The 15469-nt window shown below is 36.6% G+C and carries 12 protein-coding genes; 1 reads left to right on the top strand and 11 read right to left on the bottom strand.

What is annotated here, in order from left to right; translation table 11 throughout:
• Nucleotides 1–22 precede the first annotated feature (22 nt).
• Together BUC16_RS15070 and BUC16_RS15075 are read right to left on the bottom strand one after the other, a co-directional pair.
• Entirely contained in the window at nucleotides 23–2533 is a 2511-nt protein-coding gene (locus BUC16_RS15070; RefSeq protein WP_084546286.1) for a mechanosensitive ion channel family protein, read from the bottom strand.
• 345 nt (nucleotides 2534–2878) lie between these two features.
• Nucleotides 2879–3337 (bottom strand): DUF1456 family protein, encoded by a 459-nt coding sequence (locus tag BUC16_RS15075; protein ID WP_073371643.1) that lies wholly within the window; start codon nucleotides 3335–3337, stop codon nucleotides 2879–2881.
• 295 nt (nucleotides 3338–3632) lie between these two features.
• On the opposite strand from BUC16_RS15075, the gene BUC16_RS15080 reads away from it, so the two are divergent.
• A complete protein-coding gene (locus tag BUC16_RS15080) occupies nucleotides 3633–4034 on the top strand; it encodes an excinuclease ABC subunit B (RefSeq protein WP_073371644.1) in 402 nt (133 codons plus the stop codon).
• 9 nt (nucleotides 4035–4043) lie between these two features.
• Here BUC16_RS15080 and BUC16_RS15085 read toward each other — a convergent pair whose 3' ends face one another.
• From BUC16_RS15085 to BUC16_RS15125, 9 genes are all read right to left on the bottom strand, one after another.
• On the bottom strand, nucleotides 4044–4442 hold the full coding sequence (locus tag BUC16_RS15085) for a response regulator (protein WP_073371645.1): 399 nt from the start codon (nucleotides 4440–4442) through the stop codon (nucleotides 4044–4046).
• Entirely contained in the window at nucleotides 4439–6418 is a 1980-nt protein-coding gene (locus tag BUC16_RS15090) for a PAS domain S-box protein (protein ID WP_073371646.1), read from the bottom strand. Before BUC16_RS15090 ends, BUC16_RS15085 begins: the two co-directional genes overlap by 4 nt.
• Before the next feature lie 173 nt (nucleotides 6419–6591).
• Nucleotides 6592–8583 (bottom strand): excinuclease ABC subunit UvrB, encoded by a 1992-nt coding sequence (uvrB, locus tag BUC16_RS15095; protein ID WP_073371647.1) that lies wholly within the window; start codon nucleotides 8581–8583, stop codon nucleotides 6592–6594.
• Nucleotides 8584–8689: 106 nt separating this feature from the next.
• On the bottom strand, nucleotides 8690–9628 hold the full coding sequence (locus BUC16_RS15100; protein ID WP_073371648.1) for an alpha/beta fold hydrolase: 939 nt from the start codon (nucleotides 9626–9628) through the stop codon (nucleotides 8690–8692).
• 137 nt (nucleotides 9629–9765) lie between these two features.
• Nucleotides 9766–10113: a DUF5763 domain-containing protein gene (locus BUC16_RS15105; protein ID WP_073371649.1), complete on the bottom strand. Its 348-nt coding sequence runs from the start codon at nucleotides 10111–10113 to the stop codon at nucleotides 9766–9768.
• A 53-nt stretch (nucleotides 10114–10166) separates the two neighbouring features.
• Nucleotides 10167–11123 carry a 23S rRNA (adenine(1618)-N(6))-methyltransferase RlmF gene (rlmF, locus tag BUC16_RS15110; protein ID WP_073371650.1) on the bottom strand — a complete coding sequence of 319 codons (957 nt, stop codon included), beginning with the start codon at nucleotides 11121–11123 and terminating at the stop codon, nucleotides 10167–10169.
• Nucleotides 11124–11292: 169 nt separating this feature from the next.
• Complete coding sequence (locus BUC16_RS15115; protein WP_073371651.1) at nucleotides 11293–11955, bottom strand: thiamine diphosphokinase; 663 nt, start codon at nucleotides 11953–11955, stop codon at nucleotides 11293–11295.
• A 79-nt stretch (nucleotides 11956–12034) separates the two neighbouring features.
• On the bottom strand, nucleotides 12035–12856 hold the full coding sequence (locus BUC16_RS15120) for a DUF4249 domain-containing protein (protein WP_073371652.1): 822 nt from the start codon (nucleotides 12854–12856) through the stop codon (nucleotides 12035–12037).
• A gap of 4 nt (nucleotides 12857–12860) precedes the next feature.
• Nucleotides 12861–15263, bottom strand: a complete 2403-nt coding sequence (locus tag BUC16_RS15125; protein ID WP_073371653.1) for a TonB-dependent receptor — start codon at nucleotides 15261–15263, stop codon at nucleotides 12861–12863.
• Between the last annotated feature and the right edge of the window lie 206 nt (nucleotides 15264–15469).

A 15469-nucleotide genomic window follows, 5' to 3' on the forward strand; every position in this document is an offset into this window, starting at 1 on the left:
TTTAAACTATATTCTGAAATTTTCAAGTTTCAGTTTTGGGTTCGATGTCCGTATTTATAATGCGTATGTCATGTTGGGCAAATGGTATGACGATATTGTTTTCTTTTAATTTTTTGTCAATGGCAATTATCAATTCACTTCTGGTGTCGTTATCGAATTCAAAGTGCTTAATCCAGTATTTTAAAACTATGTCAATCGAGCTGTCGCCAAATTTAGTGAACCATATTCCCGGTATTGGTTTCATGAGTACATTTTTGTTTTTTTTCAAGATTTCAAAAAGTAAATTTTGCAATAATTCCAAATCGGTTCCATAAGCCACCCCAAATCGAATTTCAGATCTGCGGGTACTGCTTCCGAGTGTCCAATTGGTTAAATTTTGATTCAAAAGTTCCCCGTTTGGAATAATCACGTCAGCTCCGTCATATGTTGTGACCACGCTACTTCGTATGCCTATGGATTTCATTTTTCCGGATTGAGTGCCAACCTCAATAATGTCGTTTATACTTACCGGCTTTTCAAAGGCTATGATGAGCCCGCTTATTAAATTATTGACCAGGCTTTGCATGCCAAAACCGATACCAACTCCCAAGGCACTGATGATTAATGTTATTCTGTCCAAGGGGATTCCTGCTGATGCGAATGCCACCAGAACACCTAAAGTTACTATGGCTATTCGGGATAAAAACAACCAGCTGCCAAAATCTTTTGTCTTGTTTTTAGTGTTGATGATTTGACTTTCGGAAGCTAAAAAAGAAACCACTTTTGAAATAAAACTAGACAATAGAATCACGAGAATAAATGTCACAATGTTTTGATAAGTAAACGAAATGTTTCCAATGCTTCGTGGTTCCGAAATGGAATTTCTGAAAGGTTCAACAATATTTTGAAAAGTAAACGTGTTTCTGACCATCAGCAAAAAACAACAAACAAAAATCAACAGATAAAACCCAATGGAAAATTGATGGGGAATACTTTTTATGGTTTGTTTCGGCTTATCTTCATCAACTTCATTCAAAATTTTGTTCATCAGGCCAATCTCCTTGACAATAACGAAGGTAGTGTAAAGGGCAAAAACTACCACGACTGTATACACAGCTTTGGTCATTAAAAATTTACCTAGATTGTAATGACCGTTTACCAAGAAGTAAAAGGAGAAAATTTGAATGGTTGCCGCTAAAAGGATATACCATAAATAAATTTTTCTTTGAATTTGATCTCTATTTATAAATGCATAAATCCCTATTGAAATGCCCAAAGTATTTATCGCCAAAATTAAATAAGATTCCCCTACAAAGTGGATTAGAATGATGAGATCAAACAATGCCATTAAATTCAATACAAAAATGGCAATCCAGATTTTCCATACGAATATCTTGGTAATCGATTTCCACATCATTATGGTCAATGAAATGGTCGATGTTGTCCAGATTATGATAGAAAAAATTAGCGGAGGCATGGGAAGAACAAATTGGTATAAACTCAATCCTACCAAAATAGCCGATGCAAAAGGGTTGTTTAGGAAATGAACGTCAATCAACATGTTCTTTTCATAGCCTAAATTTAGGAATTTCCTCTTTTGTAATCTAAAATATATCCCTAAACCGATTATTAAAACCAGCATAGCAACAATAGAATTGATATTATTTATGATATAAAAATAAAAGACCAAATTGTTTGTTTTAATGGAAAAAGCCAAAGGATCTTGAATCATTAATGTTTTGATGTTCGGGCGCTCAAAAACAGCCACTTTTTTAGTGAATAATTGGTCAAGTTCCAATTGTCTGAGTCTGTCGTTTTCTATAATATCCGATTCAATTTTATATTTCAATTGGTCTCCCAAAATTTTTAATGTTTGAATGCTGTCCACGGCATTTTTCAATCTTTCAGAAACCATGTCAATGTCGGAACTCATCTTCAAAGAATTCAGGCGATAAATTTCCCTGGCCACTGAATCTGTTGGAACAAAATACAGATTTTTATCAGCCACCAATGAATCAATTTTTTCTTGTGTTTTGCTGAGTTCATTGTTTTCAATACTTATTTTCTCCAAACGATTACTGGTGCGTTTTAACAATTCATCTAGTAGAATTGAAGTGGAATTCAGATTTCTGTCAGTCAAAACCTTGAATTGTTTTCCAATAATTCCCTTAACGGCAAATTCTTCCCATTCTTTCAATTGGTGGATTTCTTCGGTAATGTCCTTGTAAGCAAATCCTTTGTCCAAAAGAAACTTCGCATTCTGGACTTGCAATTCAATCAAATTGAAAGTTTTGTTTTGTTTTTGGATTTTTTGGTAAGTGATGTATTTTTCCTGACTTTCCTTCTTGTCATTTTCGGCTTTCTTTTCAAGTGCAATCTGGTTTAGACTATTTTTGATTCCAATTTTATGGGTCGTGGAATCTATTTCTTTTTTGGTGGATTGGGCAGCAATCGAAAGACAGGAAATTAGGGTAAAAAAAATAAAAATAGTTCTCCAATTAGTGCCGTTATTCATTTTGACAGGCTTGATCTTCTGAATGGTGAAATTTAACATGGCTTCAGTTATATTTTTTGTTTACTTTTTTGTGCTTGGCTTTTCTGTAATTATTTAAAAAATGGTTCCATCCCGTTTATTTGTCCCTGGATCCAACACTTGATGGAAATGAATTAAGAAAGGTTGTTTTTTTTACTATTTCAATTGGATATTATTAGATGGGTGTATGTCAAATTTAATAAAAAACATTAGTTTACACCACATATCATTAAAAAGAGTTGGTTGCAAATGATGTTTGGATGCCGTGAATTTTAGGCATAAAAAAACCTGAACTTTCATTCAGGTTAATCAATTATCGTTGTCCTATATTTTGAGTAGGACGGTATTCGCAAACTATTCGTTGTCTTACGATTTCTTGTTTTTTCCAAAATTGAATTTCACTTTCTCGACTACTTGAACTTTGGGAGCCGGTTTTTTGAAAGGTTTCTTTTTTGCCGCCGTACTTTTTTGTCCCGGCTTTTGATCGCCTCTGGCTCTTTCTTCGTCTTTTGGTTTTGCCTTAAATTCGGTTCTTTCTTTTTGTCCTTCTTTTACGGGAATTTCGGCTTTATGTTTAGCCAAAACCGCTGTTGGATTTTTAGGATTTTCCTTTGTGCCACGAAGATGAATTACGAGTCCATTGAGGAAATTACGCAAGACTTGATCACCACATTCCACATAATTTTCGTGATCTTCGGCACGGAAAAAAGCACTCAATTCTGTTTTTGAAATTCGAAAATCCACTAATTCCAAAATTTCCACTATTTGGTCGTCACGTAGCATCAGGGCTACTCGGAGTTTTTTGAATATATCGTTGTTTGTCATTTTTTATGATTTAAAGTTTAGCCCATCTACTGAGTTCAGGGTGACAATAGTTTTGATTTTTGCAATTTGCATTAAAAAAGCCAAAGATACGCTTTTACAAATCCATCTCGCCATATTTTTTCGTTATGTTATCCGCCTTTGAACATCCTTTTTTGGTTTAGGTGTTGGCATTCACATCGTTTTTCGGCAAGTAAATGATCCATTTTGTTTATGTTGGGAATCATGTTCGCATCTAACAATAAGTTTTCGAATCATTATTATGGATTTTTGTATTTTAGCTAAAAATAATAATTCGATGAACAGTTTCGAGGAAAAAAGAAGTTTACTTTTAGAAATGATCGCTTTTTCAACTGTTGATGGGCAGTTGCACAAAAGAGAATACGAGTTTTTGTCCATTGTGGCTCAAGAACTCCAAATCGAGAAGGATGTTTTTAAAGATTTATTCCACCAAGAATTACCGCAAGTACTCATAAAATCAGAGTTTGGACGTATACAACAATTTTATCGTTTGGCTTTATTGATGCACATTGACGGTGTTTTGCACATTAAAGAAGATAGTGCCATTCAACAAATTGCCCTTAATATGGGGTTGAATCCGGTGGCAACCAAACGCATTCTGAAAATCATGAAAAAGGGGGCAACTCCAATAATTGATCCAGAAGTATTATTGAAAATTTTTCGGGAACAGCATAATTAATTTTGGTGCTTATTCTTTTGAAGCCAATTCAACCAATACATCCACGGAAACAGGTTTGCTCATATATCTCATAATTTCGCCGTAGCTTTCGGCCTTTTTTTTGTCTTCGACAGCAATGGAAGAACTTACGATATAGATGTTGATTTTTTTGTTGATTTTTGATTTTAGGGATTGAAATTCATCCATAAATTCCCAACCATCGAGAATAGGCATATTGATGTCCAGTAAAATAATGTCTGGAAAATTGTTGTTGTTGTCTCCTTCCAATATTTTTTTTAAAGCATTAATGGCTTCATTTCCATTTGGGAATGGAAAACTCTCGGAATACACTTCTGATTTTTGAATTAATTTTTTGATGATTGTTTGGTAAATAAAATCATCATCTATGACCCAGATTATCTTTTTCATTTAGAATAAATTTTAAATGTTGTCCCAACATCAGGAATACTGTCTACGGTTATTGTTCCACCCATGCTTTGAACTTGATTGCTGGTTATGAAAAGACCAATTCCTCTTGCGTCTGAATTGTTGTGGAATGTTTTGTACATGCCGAAAATTTTGTCGCCATTCTTTTTCAGGTCGATTCCAATCCCGTTGTCTGAAACTTCAACGACATTTTTATCGTTTTCTACGTATGCTTTTATGGTTACAATTGGTTTTCGTTCAGGATGTCTATAGCGAACGGCATTCGAAATTAAATTGTAAAGAATGCTTTCAAGGTATGCCGAATTATAATTTATCGTTGTATTTTCAGGGAAGTCCAAGACAAATGTGGCTCCGTTTAATTTGATTTGTTCAGATAGAATATCCTGCGCTTTTTCAATATATTCTTTCAAGTTCAAAGGAGTTATCGTTAAACTCATATTGGTGTTTATGTTTACTACTTTGTTGAGATGATTCATTGTTTCATCCAGCGAAATGGAAACGGATTTAAGCAAACTCATCATTTCCTTTCGTTCGTCTTCTGATTCTGCCGAATCAATTAAATCAATAATTGACTCAATATTGCTGGTATGTGATCTCAAATTATGAGAAACGATATAAGAAAAATTTAAAAGTCTTTTATTCTGTTCTGTAACTAATTGCAGGGTGTTCTTTAAGTCTTCTCGGGCTTCTCTGTCGGCGGTGATGTCCTTAATGAAAGCAATATGACTGGTAGGTTTGTCGTCGTTTTCTTTCAATGGGTAAATGGTCAAGTTTACCCAAATATGCTTTCCAGATTTAGTCAAGTATCTTTTTTCGGAGAAATATTCCGTAATTTGCCCATCGTAAAGTTTTTTTAAAGTCGATGATCTGTCGCTATCCACATCTTCTGGAAGAATTAAATTCAAGACTCCCATCGATTTAATTTCTTCCAATGTATAACCCAGCATTTCAATGAATTTCTTGTTGGCTTCCAATAATTCGACAGTATTAAAATCTATAATTGCAAAACCTATGGTAGATTGGTCAAAAACCGACTTGAATTTCATTTCGTTTTTTAAGAGTCTTGTTTCTTGTTCTTTTAACAAAACCCCCAACTCTTGGGGTTTTTTCAATAATTTTGTTGTCAAGAAGCCAAACAATATCGCTATGATAAAACATAAAATGGCACTCAATAGAACAGGAGTGTATATAATATGTTGTTTTTTTGCAACCAAATAAAGTACGCTGTCACTGTCATTTATGGGTTTGGACACATAATAACTTTTTGATAAATCGGTTATTTCAGGAAGAAAAAATTGTTCTTTGGAAGTATTTGGATTCTTCTTCGAAAGTTGGAAATAATAGTTGGTTTGGTCAACAGCATCAATTCCCGAAAATTTCAATAAAGTTTCCAATTTGATGATAACTGCCGTAAATCCCCAAAACTTGTTGTTGTGGTAAATAGGGAGTCTGCCTACAATGCCAATTCCGTCCTGTCTTAATTTGAAAGGCCCGGCGAAATAAATTTTTTGGGTTTCAACAGATTTTTCCGCCTCTATTCTGAGATCTTTTGAGTCTAAAAGATTCAAATTCATGGCCTTTTTATTGCCTTCCAAAGGATAGATGTACTTTATGACTCCATTTGGAACTAGTTCAACTACACTGACAATAGGATTAGACTCTACAAGCCGCTTGCCAATTGTGTCAAAATTTTGGGGAATACCATCGTTATTAAGAGTCAGGGCAAGGGAAACAGAGGTAGTGTAACAGTTTTTTAGGGATTGTTCAATATTTTGATGAACCTCTTCCAGAATGTAAATCATTTCTTTTTGTTCCTGTTCTTTCAGAATTTGATTTCGAAGGAAACTAACGGTAATAGTACCGAAACTAAGAAAAAAAAAAAGTAAAAACCCTGAAAACTTGGGTCTGGAAGATAACCAATTTATGAAATTAGACCATAATGTTCTTTCTTTTTCCATTTATAGTTTTTAATGATTTTTTCATCAATTTCTTAAATCAATATAAACTTAATATTTTTTTATTAGTTAAAGTATTTTAAATAAGATTATTTTGTGATTTTATTTAAGGAGAAATTATTGACAAGCTTCATATTGTTAGTTTTACTTTTTTCCTATTGAGAGTAAAAATAATTTTATGCCAATTGTTCCTGCAAGGCTTTAATGGCATCACGAAGTTTTGCAGCCTGCATAAAATCTAGCTCTTTGGCGGCTTTCTCCATCGATTTTCGTTTTTCACGAATCAATTTTTCGATTTCAGGTTTGGATAAATAGGCTGTTTCGGGTTCGGCGGCCGTGTTCAAAATATGTCCCAATTCGTATTCTACCAATTTGTTATTGGTAAACGCACTTTCAATTTTTTTGTTTAAGGCAACAGGAACCTGGTTGTTCTCGGTATTGAAATTGATTTGTTTGGTCCTGCGGTAATTGGTTTCGTCAATGGTTTTTTGCATGCTTGCCGTAATCTTGTCGGCATACATTATCGCTTTTCCATTTAGGTTTCTAGCTGCACGACCAATGGTTTGGGTTAGTGAACGATGACTTCTCAAAAATCCTTCTTTGTCGGCATCGAGAATGGCTACCAAGGAAACTTCGGGTAAATCCAATCCTTCTCGCAGTAAATTCACGCCAATCAAAACGTCGAATAATCCTTTTCGCAAATCCTGCATGATTTCTATGCGTTCCAATGTATCCACATCCGAATGAATATAACGACAGCGAATGGAAACTTTATCCAGATATTTTGCCAATTCTTCAGCCATTCTTTTGGTTAAAGTAGTGACCAAAACCCGTTCGTCAATCTCGGCTCGGGTTTGGATTTCTTCTATCAAATCATCGATTTGGTTTAGGCTTGGGCGAATTTCAATAATGGGATCCAATAGTCCCGTTGGGCGAATGACTTGTTCCACATAAACACCATCGCATTTTTGCAATTCATAATCGGCTGGTGTTGCCGAAACATAAATGACCTGGTTTTGCATTGCCTCAAATTCATCAAATTTCAACGGACGGTTGTCCATGGCAGCGGGAAGTCGGAAACCATATTCTACCAGATTTTCTTTTCGGGAACGGTCGCCACCATACATGGCTTGCACTTGTGATAAGGTAACGTGACTTTCGTCCACGACCATCAAATAATCTTTCGGGAAATAATCTAGTAAACAGAAAGGTCTTGTGCCGGCTTCTCTTCCGTCAAGGTAGCGGGAATAGTTTTCAATTCCGGAACAATAACCCAGTTCTCGAATCATTTCCAAATCGAAATTGGTGCGTTCTTCCAGTCTTTTGGCTTCGAGATGTTTGCCAATTTCCTTGAAATAATCGACTTGTTTGACCAAATCCTGTTGTATTTGCCATATGGCGCCCTGCAACACATCAGGAGAAGTGACGAACATATTCGCAGGATAAATGGTAAGCTGTTCAAATCGCTCTATAACCTGGGAAGTTTTGATGTCAAAGCTTTCTATTTCTTCGATTTCGTCTCCAAAAAAATGAATTCGGAACGCATCATCGGCATAGCTTGGGTAGACTTCGAGTGTGTCGCCTTTTATTCTGAAGTTTCCGGGATTGAAATCGGCTTCGGTTCTGGAATATAAACTCTGCACCAGACTATGCAACAATTTGGTACGGGAAATCACTTGGTCTTTCTCAATCGCAATGACATTCTTTTGAAATTCAACGGGATTTCCAATACCGTAAATACAGGAAACCGATGCCACAACAATAATGTCTCTTCGTCCCGAAAGTAGGGAAGAAGTGGTGCTCAAACGCATTTTTTCCAGCTCTTCGTTGATGGATAAATCCTTTTCGATGAATACTCCCGAAACCGGCATAAAGGCTTCGGGCTGGTAATAATCGTAGTAGGAAACGAAATATTCCACGGCATTATTCGGGAAAAATTGTTTGAACTCCGAATACAATTGCGCCGCCAAGGTTTTGTTGTGTGCCAAAATCAATGTTGGCTTTTGCACCTCCTGAATGACATTGGCAACGGTAAAGGTTTTTCCTGAACCGGTTACACCCAACAAAGTTTGGTATTGTTCACCCGCCTCAATGCCTTGAGTCAATTTTTCAATGGCTTGCGGTTGGTCGCCTTTGGGCTTGTAATCGGATATAACTTGGAATTTCATTTACTATTATTCAGAATGACAAAGTTACAAAGTAAAACGCAAAAGATTACAATTTCTGAGAATGCGTTCTTTCAGTCAGATTGATGAAAATAAGTGCTATTTGGGTTTATTTTAAAAAATCCAGAATGGCTTCATTTACTTCTTTGGATTGATCCATACTCAAAAAATGTCCCGCATTCTTGATGGTTTCCGTTTTGCCATTGCTTAAAAATTCGTCGGCACGCAATAAACTATCTTCAGAATTGATTACGTCATGGTCGCCAATAAGTACTAAAACAGGATTTTTTATTTTTTTTAATTCGTCATCAGTGAAAGGCAGCATTTGCAAGAAGCTGATATTGGATTTTGAATATTTATTAGCCAGATAAAATTGGTTTTTATATACAGGGCTGATTTTATCAGGATAATAGGCAAATGCGTCCAGTGTTTTTTTTAGTTTTTTCTTGTTGGGAAAAAATTTCAGAAACAATGCCGCTGATGCTTTTCTTTTCTGGTCCACATTTTTAAAAGTTTGTGCAGGACTTAACAATACCAGTTTGTCAATTTCGCTGTTTTTTTGGACGGTCAACAATGTAGCCAACCAACCTCCTCGGGAAGCTCCAATTATATCAAAATTTTTTAATTTGTAATGATTGAAAATCTCGTTGTACCAAATGACTATTTCTTCAACGGAAAGAGGTTTTGATGTTAAAGTGGATTTGCTGGGCTCCATTAAATTATCGATGGCAAAAACACGATAATTTTTGGCTAATGCTTTTATGTTTGGATACCACATGGTTGAACTGGCATCCATTCCATGAAGCAAAACCAAATCTTTTCCGTTTTTAGGACCGGCTATTATAACATGAGCAATTCCATAACTGGTTTTTATGTCCTCTTCCATATAAGGAACATTCAATATTTCAAGTGATTTATCGTATGACTTGATATAAGATTGTTTCTCCGATTTAGTTTTAAAAATATAGTCGTCAAATTTTACTTTTTTTGAAGAAGTGCAAGCCGATAATAAAACTATCACAAGAAGTTGGAGTACTAATTTTGGCATAAAAATAAATTTCAATTAAATGTAAAAATACTATAAAATGCAAGTAAAGAGTATTGGAATTCTAATTTAAAGTATAATAATTTCAACTTGTGGATTCTTGTTTTTGAGAAAGACTTCGGGGAGTTTGAATATATGAGTTAAATTTTGTCTGGGTTGTGCTGGAAACAATATCCGTTGGCAATGTTTGTCATATGCTTACACCTGTTTCCCGCTTTTGTTGTTCCCATACATTGAACCGTCTTGGATTCTCCTTTGGCTTTTTTTGGAGATGTTGTGTATGAACTTTCAATAATTGGCGGCTTACAAATTTTACAAGGAGCTAAGCCTATTGCTACAGCATCCGTTAAAGTCATTTCCTGCGAAACATTATTTACCATACGACACGTTGCCATATGATATTTCGCACCCGAAGGTGTTTTATATACGTTTTGACTTTTGGCGTTGAGTGAAATTAGTAAAAAGCAAATTATTTTTAAGTATTTCATATGTTGTTGAATATTACTTTAATTTGTTTGTATCAGTTATGTTGTTCAATCAATTAAAGATTTAATTCAAACTTCCAATTCCTCTGTTGCGTTTCCGATTGGAAAGTCCAAGCCAAGATTCGGCTGGTTTTCTGGCCTTGCGCCATATCAATGGTTTTTACTTCGACCACATTTACTTTGTTCAGGGTTTTGTATAAACTGGAAAGGTTTTCTTTTTTGGAAACCAAGGTCGTGAACCAAAGACATTGCATCGGGTATTTGGCACTTTCAAAAATCATTTGGGTGATGAAACCCAGTTCGCCGCCTTCACACCATAATTCGGCATTTTGACCGCCAAAATTAAGGACTGGTTTTTTCGTTCGCGTATTTTCGAGGTTGTTGACTTTGCGAATGGATGATTTTGTGGCTTCTTCCTGGGAATTATGAAACGGGGGGTTGCAAATCGTGAGCGAAAACCGGTCTTCGGGCGTGATGATGTTTTTGAAAATAAAACGTGATTCCGTTTGCTGTTGCAAGCTGATGAAGTCGATTAATTTTGGATTGGCTTCAATGATTTTTTTGCAGTTTTGAATGGCTTTTTCGTCAATTTCTGTTCCAACGAAAGACCAACCGTAAACGGAATTTCCCAATATGGGATAAATGCAATTGGCGCCAATGCCAATATCCAGCACTTGCACATTTTCGCCTTCGGGAATTATGCCGTTGTTGTTGGAAGCCAATAAATCGGCGATATAATGTATGTAATCCACGCGGCCGGGAATGGGAGGGCAAAGATAATTTTCCGGAATATCCCAATTTTGGATGTCGTAATCGGCAATCAGCAAGGCTTTGTTGAGTTCTTTTACGGCTTGGGGATTACTAAAATCAATGGTTGTTATGTTGTGTTCATTGACCGCCACAAAGTTTTGAAGTTCAGGACAAGCAGCAATTAATTCTTCAAAATTATATCCCAATCGATGTTGATTTCTGGGATGTAAATTCGTTTTTTCGATAATCGTTTTCAATTTCATTTTCTTAAATTCGATGCAAAGATAGTTGATTTATAGTGATATTAGGATGCAGGTTTCAGATAGCAGATTTCAGATGGCAGCTTGGAGTTTGCAGGTTTTATATTGATAAAAAAATAGATTGTCTTTTACAATAACTTAAATCTGCGTTCTGCCACCTGCTGTCTGAATCTTAATCCCAGCATTCCATCAGCAATAAATCGCCTTGGTCGTGCTCTATGACAACCAATCCGTCTTTTTTTACGTGGTTGCTGCTTCCGGTTCTGTAACCAATGGTCAAAGTATCATTTACCAAAGGATAAAAGAGGTTTTCAGAATGGATTCCCGTTACGTGACCAATGGGAATCAAGGAAAGTGGGGTGTTGGCAGGATACCATTTCTCGAATTTTTTGGGCAATAAAAACACTTTGGAATGGTCGTCGAGTACCACGATTTTTATTAAATCCCTGTAACGAGTGATATTGGTGATATTGGTTATGGTGTGGTCGGCACGTTTTCCGGTTGCCCAAACCACGTTTACGGCAGGAATTTTTCGTTCGACCAGATAATCGAATGCTTTCTCCAAATCGGTTTTGTTTTGGTCTGGAGTGTGTACAATTTCCAATGGATATTGTTTTTCCTTGTAATAATTGGGGTCGAAACCTCGGTCGAAATCGCCCAGCAAAACATCTACTTTTATGCCCAATTCCAAAACACGATCCATTGCCGAGTCAAGCACAATTACCAATGGCGACCATTCGAGTAATTGTCCCAATAATTCGGGATTGCAGGAAGCGCCGTTGGCAATGATTAAAGCCGGTTCTTGGTCATCGCGGACGATATGGTGTGAAGACATGGAGGTTTTAGATTTTTTGTAAATGTATGAAAAATCTAAAACCTAAAATTGGCATTCTGAAATCTTCACGGATTGGCTTTTATTCAATTACATAATTTTTAAAATCGACTTCGTTCAAGGAAAAATAACCCAAAGCATAGTTGTCGATGTTCGTCTGATTGACAATGTTGCCTCTCACGGTTGCCGGTGGGGTTTGAAAAGGGCTTCCTCCGTCGGAACTGCCGGCTACGGAAATGAGTTTGTTCATATAGTTGTAATAGGCTTCCGAAATGCCGTAATGGGTTATGGCGATTTTCGTGCCTTGTTTCAAATCTTCGTCGCTGAAGGACCAAGATTTTCGATTTCCGTTTGTGAATTCATCTCCAATCACTTGGTAACTGGGTGATTTATAGAAGTCCGGAAAGAATTGTACCATGTAGAAATTTTTGACTGGTGGGTCATCGAATGTAACTTTGATTTGGTAATCTTTACCAGAAAAACCGCCGTTTTGATCTTGTTGAATGGCATACATTGGAGTGACGGATTGCATCGTTTCGCTCGCCGTGTAGGTTTCTCCGTTATAGACTACAGTTAAAACATAGGTTTCATAAATGATGGGTTGGAAATTAGTGCAGCGGTATTCGCCAGTATTGGGAATTTCGGTAAATATATAATTGACATTTTTACTGTTTTTTATGGAAACCGTGGCGCCGGACACTTTTGGAATCACATTGCTGTAAAAACCAGTCGTGGTGGACAATATTATTTTTTGGGACGAACCGTTTGTTCCTTTTCTCCAATTGATGGCGGCGTCGATTACTAATCTGGGAGGAGCAGTATTCAAATCGACATTGATGACTTCCTCGCAACTCACAAGAAAAAATAAGGCAATGACTAGGGGAATATATTTTATTATTTTCATGATCTTAGAATTTAAAATTATAACTTACCGATGGAACTGCTCCAAAAATGGACAACTTGACGGCTTCGTTTGAACCAGAAGTTTGGTTTTCCCTGAAGCTGATCGAAGCGGCATTTTTCCGATTATAGATGTTGTAAACGCTAAAAACCCATTCACTTTGCCAGCCTTTTCTTTTCTCGGGTTTAGGAACATAAGTCGCCGACAGGTCTAAATGGTGGTATAAAGGCAGGTTGTTTGCATTTCTGGCATCATAACTGGGAACATTTATGCCTTGGTATTCGTATTGGCCGTTTGGAAAAGTGACGGGTTGACCGGATTGAATGATGAAATTACCGCCAAATGTCCATTTTGGATTCAGGTTATAGGTGGTGGTAATCGCCAAATTATGTAATTTGTGGTAGCCGGATTTGTACCAATTTCCATTGTTGATGCCCGATTCATTCGGAGTCCTGCCGGGAGTTTGTTGCTCGGAATTGGATAGCGTGTAAGCAATCCAGCCATTCATTTTTCCGGTGTTTTTGCGCAGCATCAATTCCAGTCCATAGGCTCTCAATTGTCCGTTGAGAACGACTTGTTCGATGGCGTTGTTGGCGATTAAATCGGCACCGTCAATATAATCGATTCGGTTTTTAACTTCTTTGTAAAAACTTTCCACTTCCAAGGAATACATGTCGTCCTTGAAATTTCGGAAGTAGCCAACGGCGACTTGATCTGCAATTTGCGGTTTGATGTATTGGTCGCTGGGTGTCCAAATGTCCAAGGGAGTAGGCGAGGCGGTGTTCGAAACCAATTGAAGGTATTGCACCATTCGATTATAGCTGGCTTTTATCGAAGATTCTTCGTTTAAAAGATAGGAACCGGAAAAACGGGGTTCCAGATTTGAAAAGGAAGTAACCACGTCATTGTAACCATAGGATACGGAACCAATAGGCACTCCTTTTTCGTAAATTTTGAGTTGGTCATTATAAGTGACCGCTTGGTTGTTTTCGTATAAATTGACTTTGGACGGTCCCAATCTGTAAAACATGCTGAAACGCAAACCATACATAAAAGATAGTTTTTGGGAGGCTTGATGTTCTGCCTCCACATAAAGCGAAGGTTCAAAGGCATTTTTCTTGTCCAATTGGTTGTAATTAATGATTGAATTGGAATCAATTGGTTTGATGGTTCCCGGATTGAATTTGTAATAGATGGTATTCAGTCCATAGGTCAATTTAATTTTGTCGTTCAAATAGTATTTTAGATTGTATTTAAAATTGAAGTTTTTGATGCTAGATTGCCAATCAAAACCAATTGACGACAGGGTCAAACCATAATAATAATCACTAAAAATGGCGGATAAATTGGAGAAATGTTTTTCGGAAAATAAATGATTCCATCTTAAATTGAAGGTGCTGTTGCCGTAAGTGTTTTCGAATTCTTCGCTGATGTTGAAAAAATCCCTTCCAAAATAACCGGAAACATAAAGGCTGTTGTTGTCGTTTAATTTGTAATTTAATTTGGCGTTCAAATCATAAAAGGAAGCAGAATTTTCGTTGTCGGTCAACATCAGGAACAAGTGTGCATAGGATGTTCTTCCTCCAACGAGGAACGAACCTTTGTCTTTCACGATTGGACCTTCTGCCAATAATCGACTGGAAATTAAGCCGATTCCACCATTCATGTGAAAGGTATTGCTGTTGCCTTCTTTCTGGTAAATATCCAAAACCGAAGAGGCTCTTCCTCCATAATGTGCCGGAATACCACCTTTGTATAATTTTAAATCCTTGATGGCATCGGGATTGAAAACCGAGAAAAAACCAAAAACGTGGGAGGAATTGAAAATGGTTGCTTCGTCCAATAAAACCAAATTTTGGTCTGCACCACCGCCACGAACGTTGAAACCCGATTGTCCTTCTCCGGCATTCGTTACTCCGGGAAGCAATAAAATGGATTTCAAAACATCTGCTTCACCCAAGACCACGGGCATTTTTTTGATGGTCGCAATCGAGAGTTTGTTGACGCTCATTTCGGGAGCTTTGATGTTGGCGCTTTTTTTATTGCTGGTTACCACGATTTCATCCAATTGTTGTTCGCTATTCCCAAGTTTAAAATTCTTTTTGGTATTTTGAACTAGTTGTATTTTTTCCTCCACATTTTGAAAGCCCAAATAAGTGATTTGTATGGTGTAGTTTCCTTTGGGAAGCGTTATCGAATAAAATCCGTATTCATTGGTGGTCACACCAGTTTTTAATTCAGGGATGGAAATATTTACTCCAATCAAGGTTTCATTGCTTTTAGCATCGGTAATGGTTCCGCTTAGCGTAAATTTTTGCTTCGCTGCTTCGCTTGAGCCCGTGTCTTGCGAAAAGGAAGCTAATGCGCTTAAAAACAGCACAAATAGATAAAAAAATTTCTTTGAAATCATATTTTGGTTTTGAAATACAAATGTCATTAAATTAGGGTTAATTTGCACATATAAGTTGTTAATATATAGTTAATGACTTTGTTTTGTTTTTCAGGAAGGGTCTAAAAATGTCAGAAATAGTATGGAGCGAAAGATTCTGCTTTATCGACAAACATCGTTCCTGCTGGCCACTATATTCCACGCAAATACTGATTCCATCAGGGCTA

The organism is Flavobacterium fluvii (assembly GCF_900129545.1).
Classification (GTDB): Bacteria; Bacteroidota; Bacteroidia; order Flavobacteriales; family Flavobacteriaceae; genus Flavobacterium; species Flavobacterium fluvii.

Excerpts from the sequence above, each read along its gene's own strand:
- BUC16_RS15125 (WP_073371653.1), bottom strand. The coding sequence starts at position 15,263 with ATGATTTCAAAGAAATTTTTTTATCTATTTGTGCTGTTTTTAAGCGCA.
- BUC16_RS15075 (WP_073371643.1), bottom strand. The coding sequence starts at position 3,337 with ATGACAAACAACGATATATTCAAAAAACTCCGAGTAGCCCTGATGCTA.
- rlmF (WP_073371650.1), bottom strand. The coding sequence starts at position 11,123 with ATGAAATTGAAAACGATTATCGAAAAAACGAATTTACATCCCAGAAAT.
- BUC16_RS15120 (WP_073371652.1), bottom strand. The coding sequence starts at position 12,856 with ATGAAAATAATAAAATATATTCCCCTAGTCATTGCCTTATTTTTTCTT.
- BUC16_RS15115 (WP_073371651.1), bottom strand. The coding sequence starts at position 11,955 with ATGTCTTCACACCATATCGTCCGCGATGACCAAGAACCGGCTTTAATC.
- BUC16_RS15080 (WP_073371644.1), top strand. The coding sequence starts at position 3,633 with ATGAACAGTTTCGAGGAAAAAAGAAGTTTACTTTTAGAAATGATCGCT.
- BUC16_RS15105 (WP_073371649.1), bottom strand. The coding sequence starts at position 10,113 with ATGAAATACTTAAAAATAATTTGCTTTTTACTAATTTCACTCAACGCC.
- BUC16_RS15100 (WP_073371648.1), bottom strand. The coding sequence starts at position 9,628 with ATGCCAAAATTAGTACTCCAACTTCTTGTGATAGTTTTATTATCGGCT.
- BUC16_RS15085 (WP_073371645.1), bottom strand. The coding sequence starts at position 4,442 with ATGAAAAAGATAATCTGGGTCATAGATGATGATTTTATTTACCAAACA.
- uvrB (WP_073371647.1), bottom strand. The coding sequence starts at position 8,583 with ATGAAATTCCAAGTTATATCCGATTACAAGCCCAAAGGCGACCAACCG.
- BUC16_RS15070 (WP_084546286.1), bottom strand. The coding sequence starts at position 2,533 with ATGTTAAATTTCACCATTCAGAAGATCAAGCCTGTCAAAATGAATAAC.
- BUC16_RS15090 (WP_073371646.1), bottom strand. The coding sequence starts at position 6,418 with ATGGAAAAAGAAAGAACATTATGGTCTAATTTCATAAATTGGTTATCT.